Source organism: Coprococcus aceti, assembly GCF_025567285.1.
In the GTDB taxonomy this organism is placed as follows: domain Bacteria; phylum Bacillota; class Clostridia; order Lachnospirales; family Lachnospiraceae; genus Coprococcus; species Coprococcus aceti.
In genome coordinates, this window is record NZ_JAOQJT010000006.1 from 68,016 (window position 1) to 92,979 (window position 24,964).

Consider the following 24,964-nt stretch of genomic DNA (forward strand, 5'->3'; position numbering starts at 1 on the left):
CTGAATTGATAATGATGAATTTGTTTATCCGGGAGCGTTATAATGCGGTCCGGAATATCATATTTGATTATATATGGAGGATGAGATCATGCAGAATTTGAAGAATAAGGATGAGGCAGTTGTAGTATTCAGCGGCGGACAGGACAGCACAACGTGTCTGTTGTGGGCACTCAAGAAGTACAAGAAGGTGTATGCGGTATCATTTGACTATGGACAGAGACATGCGTTGGAGCTTGAGTGTGCAAAGGAGATCGCAGACAAGTTCGGAGTGGAGCACCACATACTTGACATGGGTCTTCTCAACCAGCTTGCGCCAAATTCTCTGACAAGAACGGACATGAAGGTTGATGAAAATGCACCTGATGAGGGTACACCGAACTCATTTGTAGACGGAAGGAACATGGTATTTCTTACATTTGTAGCAATATTTGCCAAACAGAGAGGAATATCTGATATAATAACAGGAGTGTCCCAGAGTGACTTCTCAGGATACCCTGACTGCAGGGATATATTTATCAAATCGTTAAATACAACACTAAATCTTGCAATGGACTACGAGTTTGATATAATAACACCATTGATGTGGATCGATAAGATGGAGACATGGAAGATGGCTGATGAGCTGGGTGGACTGGATGTCATCAGAGATATGACACTCACATGTTACAATGGCATCAAGGGCGAGGGCTGCGGACATTGTCCATCATGCAAGCTCCGCAAGAAGGGGTATGATCTGTACATGAAGTACAAGGAGGATCACAAGTAAATAAGCAGTATCAAAGGGAAAGGTTGTGTTATTGAAAGTATGAAGAATATGCTGTTCATCATGAATCCCAAAGCGGGTAGGACTACTCTGAAGAATTCTTTGGTGGATGTGCTGGAAGTGTTCTGCAACAACGATTACGCGGTCAGGACATATCTTACGAAATCGGCAGATGACGCAGAGAGAATTGTTCAGGAGGAAGGCGCAAACTACGATGTGATCGTATGTGCGGGGGGCGACGGAACCCTGGGCAACACAGTTACAGGATATATGAAGAGCGGGATAAGGGTTCCACTTGGATATATTCCGTGTGGCTCCACCAATGACTTTGCAAGGAGCATGGACATACCGAGAGAGACGGTTGAGGCGGCTGAGATGATAGTGAAGGCAGAGCCGTTCTCCATAGATATAGGAAGTCTGAACGACAAGAACTTTGTTTATGTCGCAGCTTTTGGAATGTTCTCAGATACATCATATGCAACGCCGCAGAATATGAAGAATATATTTGGGCATGCGGCATATGTATTGCAGGGGATAAAAAGCCTGGCAAATGTACCATCTTACAAGATGAAGGTTACAATAGACGGGGACGAGCAGGAAGGCGAGTTTATATTCGGTATGGTGTCCAACTCGGTATCCGTTGGAGGGTTTAAGAGTATAACCCGAAAAGGAGTTGAGTTCGATGACGGACTTTTTGAGGGAGTACTGATAAGGACAATGAAGACACCGGCTGATCTGGAGAGAGTGGTCAGGGCACTCCTTACAGGTGATGTGAATGAGAGGAGCATGGTTTCATTCAGGGCTCACAGGGTCAAGTTTGATGCAGAGGATCCGGTTGCATGGACATGTGATGGTGAGTTCGGCGGAGAATATAAGGAGACCAAGATACACATCCACAGGAGAGCGATAGATCTTCTGGTCGTTCAGGAAAGCGAGCAGGATGAGGTTATAGAATAATAGAATCGAGGATTTTACAATGGGTAAATATTTTGGAACAGATGGATTCAGAGGCGAGGCAAATGTAGACCTTACAGTGGAGCATGCCTATAAGGTTGGAAGATACCTTGGCTACTACTATGGCAAGCAGCATGAGGATGGGAAGGCACATGTCGTCATCGGAAAGGATACGAGACTTTCAAGCTACATGTTCGAGTATTCTCTGGTTGCGGGACTTACAGCCAGCGGAGCTGATGTATACCTGATGCATGTAACACCTACACCTAGTGTGTCTTATATAGTCCGCACAGGTGATTTTGACTGCGGTATCATGATCTCAGCCAGCCATAACCCATACTATGACAATGGAATCAAAGTAATCAATGGTCAGGGCTACAAGCTTGAGGCTGCCATCGAGAATGAGATCGAGCAGTATATAGATGGTGAGCTTGGCGAGATACCATTTGCAAAGAAGGACAGCATCGGTAAGACCACCGACTACACAATGGGAAGAAACAGATATATAGGTTATCTGCTCACGATCCCTACCAGACCTTTCAAGGGAATGAGAATTGGTCTTGACTGTGCAAATGGTGCGTCATATCTGGTTGCAAAGTCGGTGTATGACGCTCTCGGAGCAAAGACATATGTCATCAACAATGAACCAAATGGAACAAACATCAACACGGACTGTGGTTCAACACACATTGAAAAGCTTCAGGCATTTGTCAAGGAGAAGGGACTTGATGTGGGATTTGCATTTGACGGTGATGCGGACAGGTGTCTTGCAGTGGACGACAAGGGCGAGATCGTGGATGGAGACAAGATACTCTATGTCTGCGGTCGTTATCTGAAGGATAAGGGCGAGCTGAACAACAATACCATCGTCACAACTATCATGTCCAACCTTGGACTTTACAAAGCACTTGACAAGAAGGGCATCAACTATGAGAAGACGGCAGTCGGTGACAAGTACGTGTTCGAAAATATGATGGAGCATGGACATTCCATCGGCGGCGAGCAGTCAGGACATATCATCTTCTCCAAGTATGCAACAACCGGTGACGGTGTCCTCACCTCACTGATGATCATGGAGACTATACTTGGACGTAAGGTCAAGCTCTCAGAGCTGTTCCACAGCCTGACGATATATCCACAGCTCCTTGTGAATGTCAAAGTTTCAAGCAAGGATGCAGTCATGAACGATGCTGATGTGCTGAAATTGAACGATGAGATAGCAGCAGAGCTTGGAGACGACGGAAGACTTCTTCTCAGACAGAGCGGTACAGAGCCTGTCATCAGAGTTATGGTCGAGGCAGCCACAGATGAGCTGTGTGAGAAGTATGTATACAAGATGGTGGATCTCATAAAGGCAAAGGGATACGCAGTGGAGTAGAGAGTGGTATAAAAGCTCAAAAGATACAAAGTACGTAAAATTTGTATCTTTTGGGCTTTTTTCAATTCCAGGTGGAAGCCGGAAGGACTATGTGGTAACCTGCCGCGTCAGGAGAGAAGTACAGCGCGACCGGTGAGGCGGGGTTGTGACAGAGAGATGTGGATTTTCTCAAGTTTAAATAGATAAATACTTGCGAAATATACTGCTGTTGGTGAAAATGCATGAAAAAAGTGGGGTATAATCCTAAAAATGATAGAATTTATCTGTTGACATGTTGTGGTAAAACAGATAAAGTTTTATGTGGTGAAAGATATGACTGTTACCAGACATACGATGAGAATTATGTGGCCGTGACAGTTACAATAATATAACATGAGAGGCATATATTTATGAACGAATGTTTAAGATCTCATTATTATGACGAGGACGAGATGCACGAGGAGTGCGGAGTCTTCGGTATCTATGATTTCGATGGAAATGATGTGGCGAACACGATCTATTATGGTCTGTTTGCATTGCAGCACCGTGGGCAGGAGAGCTGCGGTATAGCGGTGTCAGACACTGCTGGTCCTAAGGGCAAGGTCAGCTCCTTAAAGGGCATGGGTCTTGTGAATGAGGTGTACACACCTGATTCACTGAGCAAGCTAAAGGGAAATATCGGTGTGGGTCATGTGAGATATTCTACAGCCGGTGCCAGCACTATAGAGAATGCACAGCCACTGGTTCTCAATTATGTAAAGGGAACTCTGGGACTTGCACACAACGGCAATCTGGTAAATGCTCCTGAGCTTAGACGTGAGCTGGAACTCACAGGCGCTATATTCCAGACTACAATTGATTCTGAGGTAATAGCTTACCATATAGCCAGGGAGAGAGTTAAGTGCGGTTCCGTTGAGGAGGCTGTCACTAGAGCTCTCAAGAAAGTAAGGGGATCATATTCACTTGTCATCATGAGTCCTAGAAAGCTTATTGGAGCCAGAGATCCATTTGGTTTCAGACCGCTTTGTATAGGAAAGCGTGATAACGCATACATACTGGCATCTGAGAGCTGTGCGCTCGATACAATAGGTGCCGAATTTGTCAGGGATGTGGAGCCTGGAGAGGTTGTAACCATATCACCTGAGTACGGAATCCAGTCGTACAAGAACATGTGCCAGGAGCAGCATGCAAGATGTATATTTGAGTATATATACTTTGCGAGACTTGATTCAGTCATAGATGGAATGTCTGTGTACGATTCGCGTATCACAGCCGGAAGATGCCTTGCAAAGGACAGCCCGGTTGACGCTGATGTGGTAGTTGGAGTTCCTGAATCGGGAAATGCAGCGGCCATGGGCTATTCACTTGAATCGGGTATTCCATATGGAACGGCATTTGTCAAGAATGGATACGTGGGAAGAACATTCATAAAGCCACAGCAGAGCCAGAGAGAGTCCAGCGTGCGTGTTAAGCTGAACGTCCTTAAGGAGGCTGTAAATGGCAAGCGTGTCATAATGATAGATGACTCTATAGTTCGTGGAACTACGAGTGACAGAATAGTTGGCATGCTCAGGGAGGCAGGAGCGACAGAGGTCCATGTAAGGATCAGTTCACCTCCATTCCTGTATCCATGCTACTTTGGAACTGACATTCCGGACAGAGAACAGCTCATAGCATACAACAGGTCTGTAGATGATATATGCAAGATCATAGGTGCCGACTCTCTGGCGTACCTGAAGATGGAGAGACTTCCGGAGCTCTCAGGCGGAAGACAGTACTGCCATGGATGCTTCAGCGGCGAATATCCTATGAAACCGCCTACAGAGGACATCAGAGGCGACCACGAAGACTTCAAGAGAGGCTCGGAGTCTCATATTATATCATGAGGAGGGGCCCGCATAAGCGGGAGGAGTCCTGGTGATAGCGCACGAAAGTGCGCACTTGTCGGAAGACAAGATATGAGGAGGGGCCCGCGTAAGCGGGAGGAGTCCTGGTGATAGCGCACGAAAGTGCGCACTTGTCGCAAGACAAAAATTGTAAAAATTCGGAATCATATCAGCGGAAAAGCAGATATTGATTCCGAATTTCTGGTTTATGCAAAAAAAGCATGGAAATAATCTGAAACCCATGTATAATAGTTGTGTGATAAGATATAAAAGCATTTGTCAGCTGGCAGATGCGGGAGACTACAGGAAGAAAGAGGTAAAGACATGAGTAAGGACAAGTACGAAAGCCCACTGTGTGAAAGATACGCTAGTAAGGAAATGCAGTATATTTTCTCACCTGATATGAAGTTTAAGACATGGAGAAAGCTGTGGATAGCTCTTGCTGAGACAGAGAAGGAGCTTGGTCTCAAGGACGAGAACGGCAATCCAAGAATCACAGATGAGCAGATCGAGGAGCTCAAGGCTCACGCTGATGACATCAACTATGATGTTGCCAGAGAGAGAGAAAAGCTGGTTCGTCACGACGTAATGAGCCACGTATATGCATACGGTGTTCAGTGCCCTAAGGCAGCAGGAATAATCCACCTTGGAGCAACAAGCTGCTATGTAGGCGATAACACAGACGTTATCGTTATGACAGAGGCATTAAAGCTTGTCAGAAAGAAACTCATCAATGTTATAAATGAGCTGGCAAAGTTCGCAGATCAGTACAAGGATCTCCCAACTCTTGCATTTACACATTTCCAGCCTGCACAGCCAACGACAGTCGGTAAGCGTGCAACACTCTGGATGCAGGAGCTGCTCCTTGACCTCTCTGATATAGAGTACATGATCAGCCAGCAGAAGCTTCTCGGATCAAAGGGAACAACTGGAACACAGGCAAGTTTCCTTGAGCTCTTCGGAGGAGATCACGAGACAGTGAGAAAGATAGATGGAAAGATCGCTGAGAAGATGGGATTTGCTGAGTGCTATCCTGTATCAGGCCAGACATATTCAAGAAAGGTCGACTCAAGGGTTCTTAATGTGCTCTCAGGCATCGCACAGAGTGCACACAAGTTCTCAAATGATATCAGACTTCTCCAGCACTTAAAGCAGATAGAGGAGCCATTTGAGAAGAACCAGATTGGTTCATCAGCTATGGCATACAAGAGAAATCCAATGAGAAGTGAGAGAATCGCATCACTTGCCAATTATGTAATGTGCGACGCGCTCAATCCTGCTATCACAGCCGCAACACAGTGGTTTGAGAGAACACTGGATGACTCAGCAAATAAGCGTATCTCAGTTCCAGAGGCATTCCTCGCAGTTGATGGAATCCTTGATCTGTACCTGAACGTTGTTGATGGTCTTGTGGTATATGACAAGGTTATCTATCAGTGCTTCATGAAGGAGATTCCATTCATGGCAACAGAGAATATCATGATGGATGCTGTTAAGCGTGGCGGCAACCGTCAGGAGCTTCATGAGAAGATCAGAGAGTACTCAATGCTTGCAGGCGAGCAGGTCAAGAAGTACGGAAGAGAGAATGACCTCGTTGACCGTATCGCAGCAGACCCTGACTTTGGTATGACAAAGGAGGAGATCGTATCTATCCTTGAGCCAAAGAACTTCGTAGGTCGTGCTCCTGAGCAGACAAGAGAGTTCCTTGCAGAGGTCATTCAGCCTATCCTCGATGAGAACAAGGATATCCTCGGTGTTACTGCGGAGATCAATGTATAAAGATCTGAATTAAAATGTATATAGAGTAAATAAGACGCTGGCGCATTTACGCTGGTGGTATGTCCGCTTAATATTGGATATATCCCAAGGTTTATGTGCTGGCGCTTTTTGTATTCAAATTTATAAGTGATTGTGCCAATATGGTTAGAAAAAAATAACTAGAGAAGACTAAATTTACTTAAGTTATCTTTTGATATAGTAATGATAGTTATTGAATAGCCTTGGAATGATATAGTATAATATTATCAATAATAATTGGAGGTTGATAGTATGCCAGAAATATCACTGTTTTATGGAATCAGAATAACTATGTATTATGATGATCATAATCCACCACATTTTCATGCAGAATATAACGGAAATAAAGCTATAATAGATATAAATGAAGCACGGGTTATAAAGGGTGCATTGCCTTCAAGGCAGTTAAAGCTCATACTTGCATGGTGTGTCATTCATCAAGATGAGTTAATGCAGAATTGGGAATTATCGAAGGATGGTTTGCCATTAAACAGAATAAATCCATTGATTTAAAAATTTATATACTATACAGAGAGGGGGAATTGGCATGATATATGATATAGTGCAAGTGGTTCCATTTGATGATTATACAGTATATGTGTATTTTGAGGATGGCAAAATTGTATGTTATGACGCAAAACCACTACTGGATAAGAAAGTGTTTGAACCACTTAGAGACAAAGATTTCTTTTTGAATTCATGTACAATTTTGAATGGAACTTTGGCATGGGATGTGACAGGAACGAGGGATACATCAAAATGTCTGGATATTGATCCGGATACGTTATATGAATTGGAAAATGTAAAAGATAAAATAGCATAACATAAATTGGTATACAGTAAACTATAAATGGCTGGTGTATGGACGAAACGTCTGTGCGCCAGTTTTTTTGTGCAGACAACAATACAGAGTTTGTATATGCACAGGATTTTGGTGGCTGGCGGGGTAACTATGAAAAAAATGATCAGCGTGATATAATGAGCATTGTTCGATGTATTTATGAAATATAAGGGGATATATTATTATGATGAAACTGACAAAGGAAGAACAGCACAGGCAGTGCATAAAAGAGATCAAAGCGACGCTGCTTGTGGTATTTATATGTTTTTTATGGCATGTGCTAACCGCGTTCCTACTAAATGGCACCGGGTGGACGGTATTCCATATGCCGGTGTGGTTTGTGGTCTCGGTGCTTGGAACAGTGGTGCTTGCGGTGATCGGTGTATTCTGGCTGCTTAAGTTTGTGTTCGTAGATTTCCAATATGAAGAGGATGAGAGTGAGGGTGAAAATGAACAGTAATCAGATATTGATCTTATCGGTTTTTCTTGGATATCTGTTATTCAATATTGTGGTGAGTTTTGTCTACAGCAGAAGGGCGGAGAAAAGTCTGCACACAACGTCCGAGAAGAAGTATTTCATAGGCGGAAGAAACATGAACGGAATCGTCCTAGCCATGACGATCATGGCAACATATACCTCCGCTAGTTCATTTATATCAGGACCGGGTGCAGCGGGTCTTACATATGGATATGCACAGGCGTGGATAGCTGCTATTCAGGTCCCGGTCACATTTCTGGTGCTCGGTGTGCTTGGAAATAAGCTGGCGATAGTGTCCAGACGAACGGGCGCTGTGACAGTGGTGGGCTACTTCAAGGCGAGATACAAGAGCGATGCGCTGGTGGTCATCACGAGCCTTGGACTTATAGTTTTCTTCATAGCACAGATGATAAGCCAGTTTACAGGCGGGGCCACACTTATAGCATCCATAACGGGAATGGATCATGTGACTTCACTTTTGATATTTGGCACAGTCGTGATATTGTACACAGCTATTGGCGGATTCAGTGCGGTTGTCATAACTGACACGATTCAGGGAATAGTAATGTGTATCGGAACATTCCTGTTTATATTCTTTGTCTTAAGGAGCGGGGGCGGTCTTGCAGCGATAGATGCCGGTCTTCAGACAAATCTGCCGGAGGTGTACGATGACATTTTCTCGAAATACACTCCAGGAGGGCTGCTCAGCTATTGGGTGCTTGTGGGATTTGGAACGCTGGGGCTTCCCCAGACTGCTGTGCGCGCCATGGGATTTAAGGATACGAAGAGCATGCACAGAGCGATGTGGATCGGAGTTCTCACATGCAGCTTTGTGATCGTGGGAATGCATCTTGCAGGAACATGGGCTGGCGCACTTGTCGATACGGACAATCTTCCAACTTCGGATTATTTTATACCATATATAGTACAGAAGATCATGCCGCCTGGAATAGCAGCGGTATTCCTCGCAGCGCCGATGGCAGCAGTCATGTCGACAGCAGATTCGCTCCTCATACTTGCCACAGCAGCTATAGTGAAGGATCTGTGGAAGAATTACGTGGTGGGTGATGATCCGGTGAAAAATGAGAAATACGACAAGAATGTCAAGCTGGTGAGCACGATACTTACGATGTTGCTCGGCGTGGTGGTGATGGTTCTCACGATCAATCCGCCGGATATAATTTTCATGCTCAACATGTTTGCATTTGGCGGACTTGAATGCACATTCTTTTGGCCTCTTGTGGGAGGTCTGTTCTGGAAGAAGGGAACTAAGCAGGCGGCGGTGTGCAGCAGCGTAGGCGCGATCGCAACATATATATTTGCAACGTATTTTATCAAGATCGCTGGGATAAATGCGGTCGTGTGGGGACTGATGGTAGGTGCGGTGCTGTACTTTGGAATTGGATTTGTAACGGGAAGAAAAGGACTTGATCCGGATATTCTAGACAAGTGCTTTTGATATGTGCGCAGGATGTATGAACATGAAAATAGAGTTGAAAGGTAAAATGAAGCATGAATGAGATAAACGACAACAAAAAAGCTATGTCCGAGGATGTGAAACAGGCGCTGATAAGGTTTAACAAGGACAACATCTATGTCCAGAACCTGAAGATAGAGCTGGCCGATATGAGCCTTGGATATGTGAAGGGCAAGATGATGGTCACAGAGGATGTCCTGAATCCATATGGTTCTGTGCATGGTGGATGCCTGTACTCACTTGCGGATATAGTGAGCGGGATCGCAGCATGTACCTACGGAAAGTTTTCTTCAACTATAGATGGAACCATGACATATATAGCTCCGGCTATGAACACGGAGTATCTCATATGCGAGGGAATGGAGATCCGCCAGGGCAAGAAGGTGTCACTGTACGAGGCAAATATTTACGATGACAAGGGACAGCTTGTAGACAAGGCAAGGTTCTCATTCTACATGATGAACCGTTCTGTTGTGGAATAGATGGGAGATGTAAGGCAAGGTGAAATATACAAATGTTATCTCAGGCAAGTTCGTAGAAAGGCCAAACAGGTTCACAGCCCATGTGGAGATAGACGGAGTTACAGAGACCGTGCACGTAAAGAACACAGGGAGGCTTAGCTGTCTGCTGATACCGGGGAACACGGTCAGCCTTGAGAAGTCTGCAAATCCAAACCGCAAGACGAAATACGATCTCATAGCGGTGGAGGATCCAAAGCTTGGCTGGGTAAACGTGGACAGTCAGGTGCCGAATAAGGTGGTTTTGGAATGGCTTAAAACTAAGGATTATGACTTTATAAAGCCGGAGTATGTATACGGGGATTCCAGGATTGATTTCTATATGGAAAAGGATGGCACGAAGTATCTCATGGAGGTCAAGGGCTGCACTCAGGAGATTGATGGGATAGGATATTTCCCGGATGCACCCACCGACAGGGGAGTCAGGCATTTGCGGGAGCTGATGAAGGCGGTCTCCGAGGGATATAAATGCTATGTTGCATTTGTCATTCCGATGACAGGGATAACTGAGGTCAGGCCAAATGCGGAAATACACATGGAGTTCGCGGAGACTTTCTATGAGGCGAAGGCTGCCGGTGTGGAGGTGTTAAATCTCACATGCCGGGTTACACGGGATGAGCTGGAGATAGTGGAGCGTTGGATTCCAGATCGTGGATGAGAATAATGAGGAATATATAATGGTTTGCAGGCTGTCGTAGATGGTAAGTGATTTAGAAGATATAAGTAGCTTTGGTAAGAAATAGGTGATAACAGATAAATAGATTAGTCTACGAAGCGTAGAACCCGCATAGATTCACCATATTCTACGCCTCGTGGGTGTGATTTGCAATAAAAAGGGGAGATAGTTGAGCCAGAAAGGAGGAAAACATATGGACCAGATTAAAATTGGACGATTCATCGCTGATGAGAGAAAGAGAAAGGGATATACTCAAAAACAGCTTTCTGAAAAACTTGGAATCAGCGATAAAACAATTTCAAAATGGGAACGAGGAAATGGTTTTCCGGAAGTTTCATTACTGTTGCCGTTATGTGATGAATTAGAGATAACAGTGAATGAATTACTATCTGGCGAAAGAGTATCTGAAGAGGATTATCGAAAGAAAGCGGAGGTTAATATGGTGAATTTAGTTAGAGAGGCACAGGAAAGCAAAAAGAAAATTATTTTGTCTGCAATGGTCGCGACACTTACGATAGTTGCGGCATTTCCATTGTTTTTATTGTCAGGAATTCTGGAGATGGAGAATTGGCTGAGGGTTCTGCTTATCGCAATAGGGTTAGTAGTGGTATGTGGCGGAATAGTGATTGCGTGTATTCTTGATAGAGAGGCAGGAGCATTTGAATGCCCTGATTGCAACACAAGGTTTGTTCCGGATATGAAGTCATATGTAATGGGAGCACATACATTAACAAAGCGTAAATTAGTTTGTCCTCATTGTGGTGCACATAGATATTGCAAAAAGGTGCTTACAAAATAGATTTAAGGAGAGGTCATGGAGATAAAAAAGATTGATGAAGAATTTTCAGTGTGTCAAGTGGAGGATTACACATATGTGAATCTCGATTCTGAGTATTGTTTTATAGGGAAAACTGATGAGGAAAAGTCCATGGTATGCCCGGTGAGTGAAGTTCCGGCAAATGCAATAAAGCGCGATGATGGCTGGAGAGCTTTCCGCATTCAGGGCGTATTGGACTTTTCTTTGATCGGGATTCTGGCAAAGATCGCATCTGTTCTGGCGGATAACGGAATTTCGATATTTGCAGTATCCACATATAATACGGATTATGTTATGGTAAAGAAGGAGAATTTTCAAGATGCACTTGAAGTTCTGGCGGCAGCAGGGTATGAAATTGTGGATTGAGAGTTGATAAACCGAAACTTAAAACCGGGATGAGAATCAGGGAGAAATGTAAATGGATTATGCCTTATTACAAAAAATATACAATATCAAGTCATTTGTAGGATATACAGATGAGGAGATAAAAGAGCTGAGAGCGGGATTTGAGAGCATCCCACATACGCTATATGAGATATGGAAGAAATGTGGTAAAACAAGCGAGCTGTTTGATCATAGCAATGATCCCTGGATTACTCTTGATTTTCAGCGCAGGTATAAATGGACAAGGAAGACAAAAGGATATTTTTATATCTTGAATGAGAATCAAGGCGTATATCAGGTCGCGATCAGAAGGGCTGATATGGCTGAGGATGATCCACCTGTGTATGTTGTGGAAACTGATGAGGATGGCACTGTAAATGAGATCGGCCAGGCAGAAAGTAGTTTGTCTGCATTTATGATGGGAATGTTGATATATGAGGCGGCAATATCCTGTTTTGAGTTTTGCGCAGAGGATATTATCTGGTATGATGATGGTGACATTGAAAAGATAGATGGCATATTAAATAAATATCCGTATCATGTTTATAACTGGTATTCTGACAGAATTGATCTATACACGAAAACTGATGAAGAGATCTTGTTTGTTATGCAGGGAGATTCTCCGAATGGTACATATTCAGCACGGACAGAAACGGCATATAAGGAGATTGACAGACTGATAGGTGGTATTGGGGAAAGATAAAGTAATTATACTGATGTGAAGGATGGGATAAAGAAATGGCAACTATAAAAATGGGAAAATTGGTCGAGGTTGATATCAGAAAGTTATGGGGACATGAACAGTATGATTTTTCAAATTGGCTTGCGGATAAAGAGAACCTTGAATTACTAAACGAGACAATAGGATTAACGCTAAGTGAAGTTGAAAAAGAAGTTTATGTAGGTGCATATAGATGTGACTTGGTAGGGAAAGATGAGGTTACAGGAGAAAAAGTAATCATTGAAAATCAGCTTGAAGCATCAAATCACGATCATCTTGGCAAAATTATTACATATGCTTCCGGGTTGGATGCAAATGTTATTGTATGGATTGTTAAGGAGGCTCGTGAGGAGCATAGAAGTGCTATAGAGTGGCTTAATAATAATACTGCCACGAATATCAATTTTTTCCTGATTGAGGTGCATGCATATCAAATTGGAGATTCACTTTATGCACCAAAGTTTGAAGTGGTTGAAAAACCAAATGGATTTATAAAGAATGCCAAAACTCAATCTGGATCAGGTGAATATAATAGATCACAATCAGAAAGGCTGGAATTCTGGAATAGATTTAACGAAATAGTTGCGGAAAGAGGAAAGCCATTCAATGTCAGAAAAGCATCCACGGATCATTGGTATGATATAGCTATAGGGGTAAGTGGGTGTCATGTTGCATTAAATCTTGTAAATAAGGACAGTTGTGTTGTGATTGAGTTGTATATAAATGATGATAAAGAATTGTTCGATCATTTAGAATTGTCGAGAACAGAGATAGAGTCTAAGTTAGGATTAAAGTTAGATTGGCAAAGACTGGATGACAAAAAAGCCTCACGTATCATGTACAGGTTACCTGGATTAAATTTCGACGACCATTCAAATTATGATTATTTAATGAATGAAATGATAGACAAAGCAGTGTTGTTTGTTAAGGTATTCAAGAGATACATAAAATAAGCACAAAGATTAAGGAGCGTGGATTATGAGTAAGAATGAAATTGCTACCATAGATCATGTATTCCTGGAAAGCGTTTCTGATGTATTGTTACAAGCAAGGAAGAATGCTAAAACGGCAGTTAATCTCACTATGGTATATGCCTATTATGAAATTGGCAGAATAATCGTAGAGGAAGAACAGCGCGGAGAACGGAGAGCAGCATATGGACAGCAACTCTTGAAGGGATTATCTGATTATTTAACACAGAATTTTGGAAAAGGATTTTCTGTTGGAAATTTAAAAAATATTCGTCAATTTTATAAGGTTTATTCTGCGGATCAAATTGGCGAAACAGTGTTTAGCCAATTCAAGGATCTTCCATCGATTAACACGGGAAGAAAATTTTATCTTAGTTGGTCACATTACTTGAAATTGATGCGAATAGAAGATGTTGATGAGAGGCATTTTTATGAAATTGAAGCTGTAAAGAATGACTGGAGCTTGCGTGAATTAGAGAGACAGTTCGATAGTGCTCTGTATCACAGAATTTTACTTAGTACTGATAAAGATAAGATTCAGAGACTATCTGTGGAGGGACAGATAATAGAGAAATCTTCTGATTTGGTTAAAGATCCTTATGTTTTAGAATTTTTGGGGCTGGAGGATAAAAGTGAGTATTCAGAGAATGAACTGGAAACGAGGTTGATCAATAATCTGCAGTCATTTCTTCTAGAGTTGGGCACCGGATATACTTTTGTAGCCAGACAGAAAAGATTTACTTTTAATGAAGAACATTTCAGGGTAGATTTAGTGTTTTATAATAGAATGTTACGATGCTTTGTTCTTTTTGATTTAAAGATAGGTTCGCTGAAACACCAAGATTTAGGACAGATGCAGATGTATGTGAATTACTATGATCGTTATGAAAAGCAGGAGGATGAAAATCCTACTATAGGAGTTCTACTTTGCCAAGACAAGGACGATTCTATGGTGGAATTGACTCTTCCAAAGGATTCAAATATATTTGCGTCGAAGTATCAGCTTTATTTACCAGATAAAAAGCTACTACAGGATAAACTGGGCGAATGGGTAAAAGAATGTGATGCAGATAAATGCACAAAATAGAAACGAGGTTCAAAAGGAGCAGATTATGGTAGAGATACTATTTGGAGAAAGTTCGGCAGGCTCCATGAAAGCGGCAAAATGCGAGAATGTGGAATATAAGAATGGACAGCCACTGTGGATACAGGGTTCTTCTGACGAGGTGATCTGCCTTGGTTTCATGCTGGACATGGGCTACATCGGCGAGGTAGTTGACAGTCAGTACCGCAAGGATTTTATCTACTCAATGTATGCTAAGAACCAGTGGGAGCAGGACGAGGAATATGACAATGAACTTAAGAAACTTGGTGATGTGTATGCTGGGGAACTGGTAAGGCTTATAAGATTTCTTGAGGGTGGTGAGCCGGTAAGAATATGGTACAGTGACGCTCCATATTCAAGGTGTGGATTTTATCATGTATGCAGCATCCTGAAGAACTATCCAAATGAAGTGACTGTTGTCACGCAGCCAGAGCATGTTGTGAAGAAAAACGTCATAGTGTCGTATCATAGCTGGAACGAGGTGGCGGCGGAGGAATTCGCTGGGTTCCTCGGAAATGAGAGGAAACTCACATCAGATGAGATAAGAATGTATGCGGAGATGTGGGGCGAGCTTGTCCTTGAAAATGCACCGCTCAGGGCTGTGGTAAACGGAACTGTGCTCAGTGTGTCAGAGGATTTCTACGATTTTATTATTTGGAACAGGCTGACTGAAAAGCCTGTTAAGGAGTGCAGGCTGATCGGAGATATTCTAGGACAGGTTCCGATTGGAATCGGCGACTGGTGGTATGCGGCGAGGATAGAACATTTCATCAGGCAGGGCAAGATAAAGGTTGTGGAGGATTCGGAGAATAAGTATGCACGTTTGATAAAAGGGTATTTGTAGAATGGAGACTGAGAATAGCGTGGATAAAGAAAAATCCAATAAAAATGTATCCGTTTGCTCTGTGCAAAAAAGCAGAAAAGCATCCTGGAAAACAAGTACAATTTATGATCGGGGTAAAGAAGGTTGCTGAATCAGAAGTAGCTGTGCTGATGGATATGCTGGGGGATCTCCCTATGACACATATTTTTCAGGAAGATGGTTTATATCTTGATGGAGTAGTACAGGGGATAAGGGCCTTTGGAGATAACCCCAAGGCGGTCTCAAAGGAAGTATTTTATCGCGATGCGGCAAAAATAAATGGAGTGTTGAGGGCGAGATGTCAGCAGTTTGGATGATGTTCAAATATATAGTGGCTTTTCCTCTCGGGTCATGTTAGAATCACATGTATATGCAAATAAATGTGGAAGGAAAGATTACGGGGATTAGTTCCAGGTAAAATATGGTGAAGGTATATGGAAGATATGAAGAATGGTAAGCGAAGTTCATTTTCGGGCAAGCTGGGGTACGTGCTGGCGGCGGCAGGTGCATCTGTGGGCCTTGGAAATATATGGAGATTCCCTTATCTTGCGGCAAAGTACGGCGGAGGAATTTTCCTCATAATATACATCGTGCTTGCACTTACATTTGGCTATACGATGATAGTTGCGGAGACGGCAATCGGACGAATGACGAGAAAGAGTCCGGTTGGAGCATTCAAATCATTTGGAAAGAAGAAATGGCTGTCGTTTGGCGGCTGGATAAATGCCGTTATACCTGTGCTTATAGTGCCGTACTATTCGGTTATCGGCGGCTGGGTCATCAAATATCTGGTGGAGTATTTCAGAGGAAATGCAAAGCTGCTGGCTGAGGATGGATATTTCACCGATTTCATATCAAATGGTGTGTCAACGGAGCTGTGTTTCGTGGCGTTCTGCGCATTTACACTTATCATTATATTTGCCGGTGTGCAGAATGGAATAGAGAGGGTATCCAAGATCATGATGCCTATACTGATCGTTTTGTCTGTCATAATTGCGGTATATTCCGTGACAAGACCGGGTGCACTTGCAGGAGTAAAATACTTCCTTGTGCCAAATGTGAAGAACTTCTCGTGGATGACAGTGGTTTCTGCCATGGGGCAGATGTTCTACTCGCTTTCCATTGCCATGGGAATACTTATAACATTTGGCTCTTACATGAAGAAAGATACGGCGATAGAGGATTCTACCAGAAATGTAGAGGTATTCGACACTGGTATAGCGATCATGGCGGGACTTATGATAATCCCGGCGGTATTTGCATTCTCTGGGGGAGATCCGGATACCCTTCAGGCCGGACCATCACTGATGTTTATCACTATTCCAAAAGTATTCCAGAACATGGGATTTGGAACTGTCATAGGAATCGTGTTCTTCCTGCTCGTACTATTTGCTGCTGTCACAAGCTCCATAGCACTTACTGAGAGTGCAGTGTCAACATTTGAGGATGAGCTTGGATGGGGAAGAAAGAAGGCAACAGTGCTTGTGGGAGTTATCATGCTTGTGCTTGGAAGTCTGTCATCCCTGGGATATGGCCCGCTGGCAGGAATCAAGATCATAGGCATGCAGTTCCTTGACCTGTTCGACTTCCTCACCAATTCGGTGATGATGCCTATAGCGGCACTTCTCACAAGCCTGCTTGTGTCAAGGGTAGTTGGAATAGATAAGATAGAGGAGGAGATAATTCACGGCGAGAGTGCCTTCAGGAGAAAGAAGGTATTTGTAGTCATGATCAAATATCTCTGCCCTGTATTTGCCATCATTATCCTGCTCAGCTCTGTTGCAAATGCACTTGGCTGGATAAAGATGTAGACATGTATATAGATAATAAAGCCGCCCTGTCTGATACGCGTTATATGTATTAGACAGGGCGGTTTGTTATGCTCAGTATTTCTAGTTCTTTGTTGCGATGGTATTCAGATCTGGACTGACACTCTTGGTAGTTTAATTGGCTGTAGCTTGGAACTCGCTGACCTCATCCTGGCAATCCGTCACAGTGCGCTCAATGGACTTAAGTGATTCATTTGTCTGAGCCACGGATTCGCTGACCTCATCCTGGCAGTCTGTCATAGTGCGTTCGATGGACTTAAGCGATTCTTTTGTCTGAGCTATGTCAGCTGGATTGTAGCTGACCATCTCGTCATCTTGCCCGTCTATGGATTTGGAGTATTTGGCTCCGTTCTTGATATCCTCCAGAATGCCCTCGTACATGGCGATAGTCTCATTTACTCTATCCTGTGTCCACACATATTTTTTGCCACCGGATATATATGAACTACCGATGATACTTTTGAGCTCGACTTTTTCGTTCTCAAGCCATGCCTTATACTCGTCGTATGTCCACCACTCAATATCAGGAGTTGGGAACTTTTCTTCAAACTCGGCGTCGGTCATGGCTTCAAATGTCTTTCCATTATCAAAGCTGTAATATGTCTTGCCGTCATCCGGATTTATATAGGACATTATTGTCTCCGTATCAACCGTGTCTGAAAAAGTGGTATTGGTAGTATCTGTAGCTTCGGTGACCGTACTGGATTCATCGCCCTTGGCCGATGTTGCAAATACTGTCACTGTTCCGGTGACTAAGACCATCGCTACAGCGAATGATATGATAGTCGTCTTTTTTGTTTTCATAATTGCTGTTATCCTTTCTTCGATTGCGTTTCTGCTAAAGTGGTTGCAGAGTGGCATAAAACCGCCCTTTGTCTCCTCCATACTGATCAGAGCCTTTGCGTAGGACGCCCTGCTTGTGCCTCCGAAATGGTGAATCACAGCCTCGTCGCAGGATAGCTCTATGTCTCTGTTGGCGAGAAAGTACATAATCCATACCAGAGGGTTAAACCAGTGTATGCAGACCGTGGTGATCAGCAGAAACTTGGTAACTGTGTCAAATCTTCTAATATGTATAAATTCATGTTCCAACACGTAACACAGGGTATCTTCATTTTCCCAGTCAGTTTTCTTGGGCATAAGAATCACTGGATGCCACACGCCAAATGTAAGCGGTGCCGAGATCAGATCTGACTGTCGTATGGACAGCTTGCGTTTTAAATTGTGAGTCTCCAGCCATCTGCGTGCAAATGCATTTTCAACTGGTAATGATGTCTGAAATTCCCTGTAGCATCTGATATATGCCGAGATAAAAAATACCGCGCAGAGAACAAGTCCTGCCACCCAGATGATATCCCACGCTGAAATCGTGAGAGCAGGAATCTGAGATTGAGGTGCCTGGGTGGAGACAGGCCCTTGTGTATTGATCGGCATGAATCTGACAGCCGGTGTTTCATTTATGTCAGAGACTGTTTTCTTTCCCAGCAGAGAATAGATGCTAAACTTAGATGGACATGAAAATGGTATTAGCAGCCTGATGATCGTGATTCCCCACAGTATCAGGAATGTCTTTTTAGGCAATCGGTTAATTGCCAGAGCGCGAATGACTGTGATCACCATGATCATGACAGCCCCGGCAACGCTCATTTGCAGTAAGCTCATATTCATCACCTCACTCCAAATCGTTGACGATCTGTTTTAGCTTTGCGATCTCCTCAGGGGAAAGCTTCTTTCTGCCGAGAAGAGCAGCAAATAGTTTGTCGGCAGATCCGTCGTAGACCTTATTGATAAGTTCAGTTGTCTCGGCCTCCTGTACCTCCTCCTTTGGTATTATGGCGTGGCACATGAAATTAGGCTCAGAGCGTTCAATTGCTCCTTTTTTGATGCACCTCTTGATCAACGTATATGTAGTGTTCATGTTCCAGCCAATTTCTTCTTTCAGGACATCGGAGATATGTTTGGCAGTTGTGTCGCCCTCGTCCCAGAGGACTCCCATCACCTTAAGTTCTGAATCAAAAAGTTTTATATCCATATGTGTTCTCCTTTGCAAACTACTGCAGTAGTATTATGTCTTTATAATACTTTTCAGCTAATAAAATGTCAATACTACTGGAGTAGTTTGAATTAAAATTAATATTTGCAGCATGGTGTGACTGATTCTGGCAGGTGATAAGATTTTGAAAGTTGACAGGATTTCTGTCCGGTTTTTATAATAATGTTTATGAGTACATGAAAGAAGGATTTTACATATGGATATAAAGAAAGTTGCTATCTTAGGAGCCGGAGCTGTAGGCTCTTATATGATATGGGGACTCTCAGAAAGAGATGACATAGAGCTTGGAGTTATAGCCGAAGGCGAGCGTTAGGCTGTTTGATGGAACAGGACTTCACTACACGATATCGGATCATATCATGGTTGATCTGTGGAGCAAATTCAGACTCAACGTGTGCAACAATCTGCCACAGGCTATCCATGGTGCGGGAGTGGGCTGTTACAGGGACAGTGAACACATGAGGATCATAAGCGATGCACTCAAGTCTGAACTTGAGGCGGTGGCTACGGCGAAGGGGATAGACCTTTCACTTGCCGAAGGGCCATCGGTGCACGGAAGTGCGGTTCCACCTTCAGCGAGATATTCGACACTTCAGGATCTTGATTCTGGAAGGCATACAGAGATAGATATGTTCTCGGGTGCACTAGTAAGAATGGTAAGAGAGCTTGGAATACCGATGCCTTACAATGAATTTGCGTATCATATGATAAAGGCGTTGGAGGAGAAAAATGACGGGCTGTTTGACTACGAGGGCAGGGAGAATGAGAGAACCTGTGCAAGGTGATATGCTTCGACGGCTGTATTGATGGTATGTTAGTATTGATACTGACTGGTGTAAGCTTTTTTTTCATAATAAGAAAATGCTTTGATACATTTGCTAAATTAAGGAGGTATTGTCTATCATGTTGACATCACTTGCACTCATTTTCATAGTCGGACTGGCGATGGGCGCCATCTGTCAGGGGCTTAAGCTGCCGCGCATCATAGGAATGCTGGCGACGGGAATCGTTCTTGGTCCGTATGTGCTGGATTTCCTTGATCCGTCCATATTGTCCATATCTGCGGATCTCAGAAAGATAGCGCTTATCATCATACTTATCAAGGCAGGACTGTCCCTTGACCTTAAGGATCTGAAGAAGTCGGGACGTTCGGCGGTGCTGTTCTCATTTGTCCCGGCGTCATTCGAGATTATCGGATATATACTGTGTGCACCTGTTATACTTGGAATAAACCGCACAGAGGCAGCTGTCATGGGTGCGGTGCTCGGCGCGGTATCACCGGCTGTCGTAGTTCCGAGAATGGTGAGTCTCATAGAGAAAAAGTACGGAACTGACAAGGCGATTCCGCAGATGATACTTGCGGGGGCGTCCTGCGACGATATATTTGTCATAGTGCTTTTTACCACATTTCTCAGCATGGCGCAGGGCGGAAGTGCTCATGTCATGGATTTCGTGAATATACCAATATCCATCGTGCTTGGAGTACTGCTTGGCGTGGACGTTGGATATGGACTTTATCTGTTCTTTGAGACTTCCTATGCAAGGAAACACTGCGTGAGAAACAGCATGAAGGTCATCATCGTGCTGGGATTTTCGTTCCTGCTTATAGCGATAGAGGGATGGCTTGAGGGAAAGGTGTCGGTGTCGGGACTCCTTGCGGTGGTGGCTATGGCATGTGTCCTGAAACTCAAATGTCCAGAGTCGGTGTCGGGAAGACTCTCACAGAAATTTGGAAAGCTGTGGCTTGCGGCGGAGGTCATATTGTTCGTGCTTGTGGGTGCGGCTGTGGATATCAGATACACCCTGGCAGCAGGACTTCCGGCGCTCCTTATGATATTTGTCGCACTGGCATTTAGAACGGTTGGTGTTCTGATCTGCGTGGCACATACATCACTTACATGGAAGGAAAGGCTGTTCTGTGTCATCGCGTATCTTCCGAAGGCTACAGTTCAGGCAGCCATCGGATCAGTTCCGCTTGCGGCAGGGCTGGCATGTGGTAATATAGTATTGTCGGTTGCTGTGCTGGCGATCGTGGTGACTGCGCCGCTTGGAGCGATAGGAATAGACGGAACATACAAGCATTTGCTTAGTGAGGATGAATAAGATGAATAATAAGATAAAGAACATTATATTTGACATGAACGGCACAATGATATTTGACGGAAAGTATCATGAGATAGCATGGAAGGATTATGCGGAGAAGCTTGCTGGCAGACAGATGAGCACGGAGGAGTTTCAGCATCATGTGCTGGGGCACACGAACAAGGATATTCTGGAATACCTTATGGGAAAGGGCACGCTCACCGAGGAGAGGATACTTGAACTTACCGAGGAGAAGGAGGCTATGTACAGAGAGATGTACATGGAAGATACTGCAAACTTCAAGCTGGTGGACGGCCTGGTGGCATACCTTGATAAACTTAAGGAACAGGGGATAAATATGAACATAGCCACAGGGTCAAATATGACAAATCTCGCATTCTATTTTAAAGAGTTTGATCTCGGAAGATGGTTTGACATAACGCTGTGCGCATACGACGATGGAACCATGAATGCTAAGCCGGCTCCTGATATGTACATCCGGGCCATGGAGCGCATCGGAGCAGTGCCGGAAGAAACCATGGTCATAGAAGATGGACCATCGGGAATCCGGGCAGCGGCGGCAGCCGGAGCCGGATATATAGTTGGAATTTACGGCGACTCATCGAGAGAACTGCTTGAAGAGACAGGGCTGTGCGATGAACTGATTCCAGATTATAGAAATATGTGATAAGAATAGGGCGTGTTCAAATGGACGAACATGCTCTATTTTACTATGATATATGGGTGTGGGGATGATTCCTACAACAACTCCATAAGTTTATTTGCAGCAACGCTCATACCACGGCGCCTGTCACTGATGATACACATGTGACGCTTTGGTATGGGCTTTTTAAATTGCAGGCGGAACAGGTCGCCGCGGTCTATATAGCTCTGGGCGAAGTCTGCCATGATGGAGCCGATGCCGAGATTTCTCATGACGAACTGGGCAATCATATCGCTGGTAGAAAGCTCGAATTCGGGCTGCAGAGTCACGCCCTCATGGCTCAGAAATGTGTCGACATATGCGCGTGTGCTTGTGTCATGCTCCAGACAAATGATCGGAAGCTCGTCAAGCTCGTGGTAATCCAGAGTTTTGCCCTGAAGATATGAAAACCTTGGTCCGGCGATGAAGATGTCCTCAATCTCCCTTGCCTGCTTGATCTCCATGTGAGGATCGGCGGGAAGAGGACTGGTGACGATACCGAAGTCTATGTTGCCTGATAGCAGATGATTTATCGTGCTGGGAGTCGGAGCATTTGTGACATGAACCTTGATCCCCGGATATAGCTGGTGGAAATGCTCCAGATATGGCAGGAGATAGAACTGCAGTGTCATATCGCTTGCGCCTATCCTTATCTCACCGGTCTCCATGTGGAGAAGCTGTGAGAGCTGCTGTTCACCCAGGGATATGGATTCGTATCCCGCTGCAACGTGGGAGTAGAGGAGCTCTCCGGCATTTGTCAGTGAGACGCCCTTCTTGGTTCGGATGAACAGTTCTATGCCGATCGCCTGCTCCAGAGCTTTGATCGCCTGACTTACGGCTGGCTGGGATATACACAGCTCCCTGGCAGCGGCGGATATACTGGATGCTTTGGCGACATGGTAGAAGATTTTGTAATATTCGAAATTTATGTTCATTTATAATTTCCTCCAGATTCAATAGAGATCGTTTAATATGTGTGTGTCAACAATATGTTTTATTGCAAAATAATTCAGGACTTTTTACTGTTCTATAATGGTACGATTGAAATAATTTTGCTTAAAAAATTATACATATATAATATAAGTAAAATGGCGTTTGAGGTGGACAAAATCCATTATATTTACAGTTTATGTTGGTTTCCGCAAAATGTAAAGACAAATATAAGATACACTTATAATAAATATAAATAATATTGATTTTACTTATGACATTATAGTGTTATAATGAGAAGGTATTGTGAGTGATCTGCTTATAAATATTATGTATAGGCAGAAACATTTGAACAGCCACAATGCGGATATCAGAAAATATTTCAAAATGCTGCGAAAGCGAGGAAAAGTATTATGGTAAGAGCGGTTGTAGGAGCCAATTGGGGCGATGAAGGAAAAGGTAAGATCACAGACATGTTAGGTCAGGAGTCAGACATAATCGTAAGATTCCAGGGTGGTGCCAACGCAGGTCACACAATTGTCAATGACTATGGTAAATTTGCTTTACATACACTTCCATCAGGAGTGTTCTACAGTCACACAACAAGTATCATTGGAAATGGTGTTGCACTTAACATCCCTCTTCTTTTCAAGGAGATAAAGTCCATCACAGACAGAAATGTACCAATGCCTAAGATCCTTGTATCTGACAGAGCACAGATGGTTATGCCATACCACATTCTCTTCGACGAATACGAGGAGGAGAGACTTGCAGGTAAGTCATTCGGATCAACAAAGTCAGGAATCGCTCCATTCTATTCAGATAAATATGCAAAGATCGGTTTCCAGGTAAGCGAGCTCTTTGATGAGGAAGCACTGAAGGAGAAGATCGAGAGAGTTATAGTACAGAAGAACGTTCTTCTTGAGAACCTGTATCACAAGCCACTCTTAAAGGCTGACGATATATTCAACACACTCATGGAGTATAAGGAGATGGTTGCTCCTTATGTATGTGACGTATCAGCATACCTCTATGAGGCGATCAAGGAGGGCAAGAACATCCTTCTTGAGGGTCAGCTTGGTTCACTGAAGGATCCGGATCACGGAATCTACCCTATGGTTACATCATCATCAACTCTGGCAGCTTACGGTGCCATCGGTGCAGGTATACCTCCATACGAGATCAAGCAGATCATCACTGTATGTAAGGCATACTCAAGCGCAGTAGGAGCAGGCGAGTTCGTAAGTGAGATATTTGGCGACGAGGCAGATGAGCTCAGACGCCGCGGCGGTGATGGCGGTGAGTTTGGTGCAACAACAGGAAGACCTAGAAGAATGGGTTGGTTCGACTGCGTGGCATCAAAGTATGGCTGCCGTATCCAGGGAACAACAGACGTTGCATTTACAGTACTTGATGTACTTGGATATCTCGATGAGATCCCAGTATGTGTAGGCTACGATATCGATGGTGAGGTTACAACAGACTTCCCAACAACATCAAAGCTCAAGAAGGCAAAACCTGTATATGAGACACTCCCAGGCTGGAAGACAGATATCAGAGGAATCAAGAAGTACGAGGATCTCCCAGAGAACTGCAGAAAGTACATCGAGTTCGTTGAAGAGCATATCGGATTCCCAATCACAATGATCTCAAACGGTCCGGGAAGAAACGATATCATCTACAGAAACGCAAAGTAATTTGACCTGATTCACAGGGAAATCAAATAACAGAAAAATAACAGGGACACTTTCCAGTAGGAG

At 43.8% G+C, this 24,964-nt stretch carries 26 protein-coding genes; 23 read left to right on the top strand and 3 right to left on the bottom strand.

From position 1 onward, the window contains the following. Window positions 1–88 precede the first annotated feature (88 nt). The 19 genes from queC (at window position 89) to OCV54_RS09445 (ending at window position 17,418) form a co-directional block, all read left to right on the top strand. Complete coding sequence (queC, locus tag OCV54_RS09355) at window positions 89–766, top strand: 7-cyano-7-deazaguanine synthase QueC (RefSeq protein WP_015533268.1); 678 nt, start codon at window positions 89–91, stop codon at window positions 764–766. Between the two features lie 39 nt (window positions 767–805). Beyond that, complete coding sequence (locus OCV54_RS09360; RefSeq protein WP_022216588.1) at window positions 806–1,720, top strand: diacylglycerol/lipid kinase family protein; 915 nt, start codon at window positions 806–808, stop codon at window positions 1,718–1,720. A gap of 19 nt (window positions 1,721–1,739) precedes the next feature. Continuing rightward, window positions 1,740–3,095 carry a phosphoglucosamine mutase gene (glmM, locus tag OCV54_RS09365; RefSeq protein WP_055223692.1) on the top strand — a complete coding sequence of 452 codons (1,356 nt, stop codon included), beginning with the start codon at window positions 1,740–1,742 and terminating at the stop codon, window positions 3,093–3,095. Window positions 3,096–3,484: 389 nt separating this feature from the next. Continuing rightward, window positions 3,485–4,960, top strand: coding sequence for an amidophosphoribosyltransferase (purF, locus tag OCV54_RS09370; RefSeq protein WP_055223694.1), 1,476 nt, complete (start codon window positions 3,485–3,487; stop codon window positions 4,958–4,960). Window positions 4,961–5,284: 324 nt separating this feature from the next. Next, a complete protein-coding gene (gene purB, locus OCV54_RS09375) occupies window positions 5,285–6,739 on the top strand; it encodes an adenylosuccinate lyase (RefSeq protein ID WP_015533264.1) in 1,455 nt (484 codons plus the stop codon). Between the two features lie 270 nt (window positions 6,740–7,009). Further along, window positions 7,010–7,270, top strand: a complete 261-nt coding sequence (locus OCV54_RS09380; RefSeq protein ID WP_015533263.1) for a DUF4160 domain-containing protein — start codon at window positions 7,010–7,012, stop codon at window positions 7,268–7,270. Between the two features lie 34 nt (window positions 7,271–7,304). Continuing rightward, entirely contained in the window at window positions 7,305–7,580 is a 276-nt protein-coding gene (locus tag OCV54_RS09385; RefSeq protein WP_015533262.1) for a DUF2442 domain-containing protein, read from the top strand. Window positions 7,581–7,782: 202 nt separating this feature from the next. Then, entirely contained in the window at window positions 7,783–8,058 is a 276-nt protein-coding gene (locus tag OCV54_RS09390; RefSeq protein WP_055223695.1) for a YhdT family protein, read from the top strand. Continuing rightward, complete coding sequence (gene panF / locus OCV54_RS09395) at window positions 8,048–9,535, top strand: sodium/pantothenate symporter (protein ID WP_055223698.1); 1,488 nt, start codon at window positions 8,048–8,050, stop codon at window positions 9,533–9,535. Before OCV54_RS09390 ends, panF begins: the two co-directional genes overlap by 11 nt. Before the next feature lie 53 nt (window positions 9,536–9,588). Then, window positions 9,589–10,035, top strand: coding sequence for a PaaI family thioesterase (locus OCV54_RS09400; protein WP_055223699.1), 447 nt, complete (start codon window positions 9,589–9,591; stop codon window positions 10,033–10,035). Between the two features lie 19 nt (window positions 10,036–10,054). Then, complete coding sequence (gene sfsA, locus OCV54_RS09405; protein WP_055223701.1) at window positions 10,055–10,729, top strand: DNA/RNA nuclease SfsA; 675 nt, start codon at window positions 10,055–10,057, stop codon at window positions 10,727–10,729. A 211-nt stretch (window positions 10,730–10,940) separates the two neighbouring features. Then, a complete protein-coding gene (locus OCV54_RS09410) occupies window positions 10,941–11,546 on the top strand; it encodes a helix-turn-helix domain-containing protein (RefSeq protein WP_055143865.1) in 606 nt (201 codons plus the stop codon). 15 nt (window positions 11,547–11,561) lie between these two features. Continuing rightward, window positions 11,562–11,930 (top strand): ACT domain-containing protein, encoded by a 369-nt coding sequence (locus OCV54_RS09415; protein WP_055223703.1) that lies wholly within the window; start codon window positions 11,562–11,564, stop codon window positions 11,928–11,930. Between the two features lie 52 nt (window positions 11,931–11,982). Beyond that, window positions 11,983–12,651, top strand: coding sequence for a hypothetical protein (locus OCV54_RS09420; protein WP_055223705.1), 669 nt, complete (start codon window positions 11,983–11,985; stop codon window positions 12,649–12,651). A gap of 35 nt (window positions 12,652–12,686) precedes the next feature. Further along, a complete protein-coding gene (locus tag OCV54_RS09425; protein ID WP_055143869.1) occupies window positions 12,687–13,622 on the top strand; it encodes a DUF4268 domain-containing protein in 936 nt (311 codons plus the stop codon). A 25-nt stretch (window positions 13,623–13,647) separates the two neighbouring features. Beyond that, entirely contained in the window at window positions 13,648–14,727 is a 1,080-nt protein-coding gene (locus tag OCV54_RS09430; RefSeq protein ID WP_055143871.1) for a PDDEXK nuclease domain-containing protein, read from the top strand. A gap of 25 nt (window positions 14,728–14,752) precedes the next feature. Continuing rightward, window positions 14,753–15,589 (top strand): DUF3658 domain-containing protein, encoded by an 837-nt coding sequence (locus OCV54_RS09435; RefSeq protein WP_070099118.1) that lies wholly within the window; start codon window positions 14,753–14,755, stop codon window positions 15,587–15,589. Between the two features lie 104 nt (window positions 15,590–15,693). Next, on the top strand, window positions 15,694–15,924 hold the full coding sequence (locus OCV54_RS09440) for a hypothetical protein (protein WP_147343967.1): 231 nt from the start codon (window positions 15,694–15,696) through the stop codon (window positions 15,922–15,924). Window positions 15,925–16,041: 117 nt separating this feature from the next. Then, on the top strand, window positions 16,042–17,418 hold the full coding sequence (locus OCV54_RS09445; protein ID WP_055143875.1) for a sodium-dependent transporter: 1,377 nt from the start codon (window positions 16,042–16,044) through the stop codon (window positions 17,416–17,418). Between the two features lie 132 nt (window positions 17,419–17,550). On the opposite strand, the gene OCV54_RS09450 is transcribed toward OCV54_RS09445, so the two are convergent. Then, complete coding sequence (locus OCV54_RS09450; protein WP_172678737.1) at window positions 17,551–19,098, bottom strand: M56 family metallopeptidase; 1,548 nt, start codon at window positions 19,096–19,098, stop codon at window positions 17,551–17,553. 10 nt (window positions 19,099–19,108) lie between these two features. Continuing rightward, window positions 19,109–19,468 (bottom strand): BlaI/MecI/CopY family transcriptional regulator, encoded by a 360-nt coding sequence (locus OCV54_RS09455; RefSeq protein WP_015533249.1) that lies wholly within the window; start codon window positions 19,466–19,468, stop codon window positions 19,109–19,111. Between the two features lie 380 nt (window positions 19,469–19,848). On the opposite strand from OCV54_RS09455, the gene OCV54_RS09460 reads away from it, so the two are divergent. The 3 genes from OCV54_RS09460 (at window position 19,849) to OCV54_RS09470 (ending at window position 22,259) form a co-directional block, all read left to right on the top strand. Next, on the top strand, window positions 19,849–20,274 hold the full coding sequence (locus tag OCV54_RS09460; RefSeq protein ID WP_055223712.1) for a ketopantoate reductase family protein: 426 nt from the start codon (window positions 19,849–19,851) through the stop codon (window positions 20,272–20,274). Window positions 20,275–20,392: 118 nt separating this feature from the next. Next, a complete protein-coding gene (locus OCV54_RS09465) occupies window positions 20,393–21,592 on the top strand; it encodes a cation:proton antiporter (RefSeq protein WP_055223714.1) in 1,200 nt (399 codons plus the stop codon). A 1-nt stretch (window position 21,593) separates the two neighbouring features. Continuing rightward, entirely contained in the window at window positions 21,594–22,259 is a 666-nt protein-coding gene (locus OCV54_RS09470; protein ID WP_070099120.1) for an HAD family hydrolase, read from the top strand. 71 nt (window positions 22,260–22,330) lie between these two features. On the opposite strand, the gene OCV54_RS09475 is transcribed toward OCV54_RS09470, so the two are convergent. After that, a complete protein-coding gene (locus OCV54_RS09475) occupies window positions 22,331–23,209 on the bottom strand; it encodes a LysR family transcriptional regulator (protein WP_055223716.1) in 879 nt (292 codons plus the stop codon). A 408-nt stretch (window positions 23,210–23,617) separates the two neighbouring features. Here OCV54_RS09475 and OCV54_RS09480 point away from each other — a divergent pair, with 408 nt between their 5' ends. Continuing rightward, on the top strand, window positions 23,618–24,901 hold the full coding sequence (locus OCV54_RS09480; RefSeq protein ID WP_015533243.1) for an adenylosuccinate synthase: 1,284 nt from the start codon (window positions 23,618–23,620) through the stop codon (window positions 24,899–24,901). Window positions 24,902–24,964 lie beyond the last annotated feature (63 nt).

Bases quoted from the DNA above. Each gene is read 5' to 3' on its own strand.
- OCV54_RS09445 (WP_055143875.1), top strand. From the start codon at position 16,042: ATGGAAGATATGAAGAATGGTAAGCGAAGTTCATTTTCGGGCAAGCTG.
- OCV54_RS09470 (WP_070099120.1), top strand. From the start codon at position 21,594: ATGAATAATAAGATAAAGAACATTATATTTGACATGAACGGCACAATG.
- OCV54_RS09390 (WP_055223695.1), top strand. From the start codon at position 7,783: ATGATGAAACTGACAAAGGAAGAACAGCACAGGCAGTGCATAAAAGAG.
- OCV54_RS09420 (WP_055223705.1), top strand. From the start codon at position 11,983: ATGGATTATGCCTTATTACAAAAAATATACAATATCAAGTCATTTGTA.
- OCV54_RS09475 (WP_055223716.1), bottom strand. From the start codon at position 23,209: ATGAACATAAATTTCGAATATTACAAAATCTTCTACCATGTCGCCAAA.
- OCV54_RS09360 (WP_022216588.1), top strand. From the start codon at position 806: ATGAAGAATATGCTGTTCATCATGAATCCCAAAGCGGGTAGGACTACT.
- OCV54_RS09380 (WP_015533263.1), top strand. From the start codon at position 7,010: ATGCCAGAAATATCACTGTTTTATGGAATCAGAATAACTATGTATTAT.
- OCV54_RS09415 (WP_055223703.1), top strand. From the start codon at position 11,562: ATGGAGATAAAAAAGATTGATGAAGAATTTTCAGTGTGTCAAGTGGAG.
- queC (WP_015533268.1), top strand. From the start codon at position 89: ATGCAGAATTTGAAGAATAAGGATGAGGCAGTTGTAGTATTCAGCGGC.
- OCV54_RS09440 (WP_147343967.1), top strand. From the start codon at position 15,694: ATGATCGGGGTAAAGAAGGTTGCTGAATCAGAAGTAGCTGTGCTGATG.
- OCV54_RS09385 (WP_015533262.1), top strand. From the start codon at position 7,305: ATGATATATGATATAGTGCAAGTGGTTCCATTTGATGATTATACAGTA.
- OCV54_RS09480 (WP_015533243.1), top strand. From the start codon at position 23,618: ATGGTAAGAGCGGTTGTAGGAGCCAATTGGGGCGATGAAGGAAAAGGT.
- OCV54_RS09400 (WP_055223699.1), top strand. From the start codon at position 9,589: ATGAATGAGATAAACGACAACAAAAAAGCTATGTCCGAGGATGTGAAA.
- OCV54_RS09435 (WP_070099118.1), top strand. From the start codon at position 14,753: ATGGTAGAGATACTATTTGGAGAAAGTTCGGCAGGCTCCATGAAAGCG.
- purF (WP_055223694.1), top strand. From the start codon at position 3,485: ATGAACGAATGTTTAAGATCTCATTATTATGACGAGGACGAGATGCAC.
- OCV54_RS09450 (WP_172678737.1), bottom strand. From the start codon at position 19,098: ATGAGCTTACTGCAAATGAGCGTTGCCGGGGCTGTCATGATCATGGTG.
- OCV54_RS09410 (WP_055143865.1), top strand. From the start codon at position 10,941: ATGGACCAGATTAAAATTGGACGATTCATCGCTGATGAGAGAAAGAGA.
- OCV54_RS09455 (WP_015533249.1), bottom strand. From the start codon at position 19,468: ATGGATATAAAACTTTTTGATTCAGAACTTAAGGTGATGGGAGTCCTC.
- purB (WP_015533264.1), top strand. From the start codon at position 5,285: ATGAGTAAGGACAAGTACGAAAGCCCACTGTGTGAAAGATACGCTAGT.
- OCV54_RS09430 (WP_055143871.1), top strand. From the start codon at position 13,648: ATGAGTAAGAATGAAATTGCTACCATAGATCATGTATTCCTGGAAAGC.
- OCV54_RS09460 (WP_055223712.1), top strand. From the start codon at position 19,849: ATGGTTGATCTGTGGAGCAAATTCAGACTCAACGTGTGCAACAATCTG.
- panF (WP_055223698.1), top strand. From the start codon at position 8,048: ATGAACAGTAATCAGATATTGATCTTATCGGTTTTTCTTGGATATCTG.
- OCV54_RS09425 (WP_055143869.1), top strand. From the start codon at position 12,687: ATGGCAACTATAAAAATGGGAAAATTGGTCGAGGTTGATATCAGAAAG.
- glmM (WP_055223692.1), top strand. From the start codon at position 1,740: ATGGGTAAATATTTTGGAACAGATGGATTCAGAGGCGAGGCAAATGTA.
- OCV54_RS09465 (WP_055223714.1), top strand. From the start codon at position 20,393: ATGTTGACATCACTTGCACTCATTTTCATAGTCGGACTGGCGATGGGC.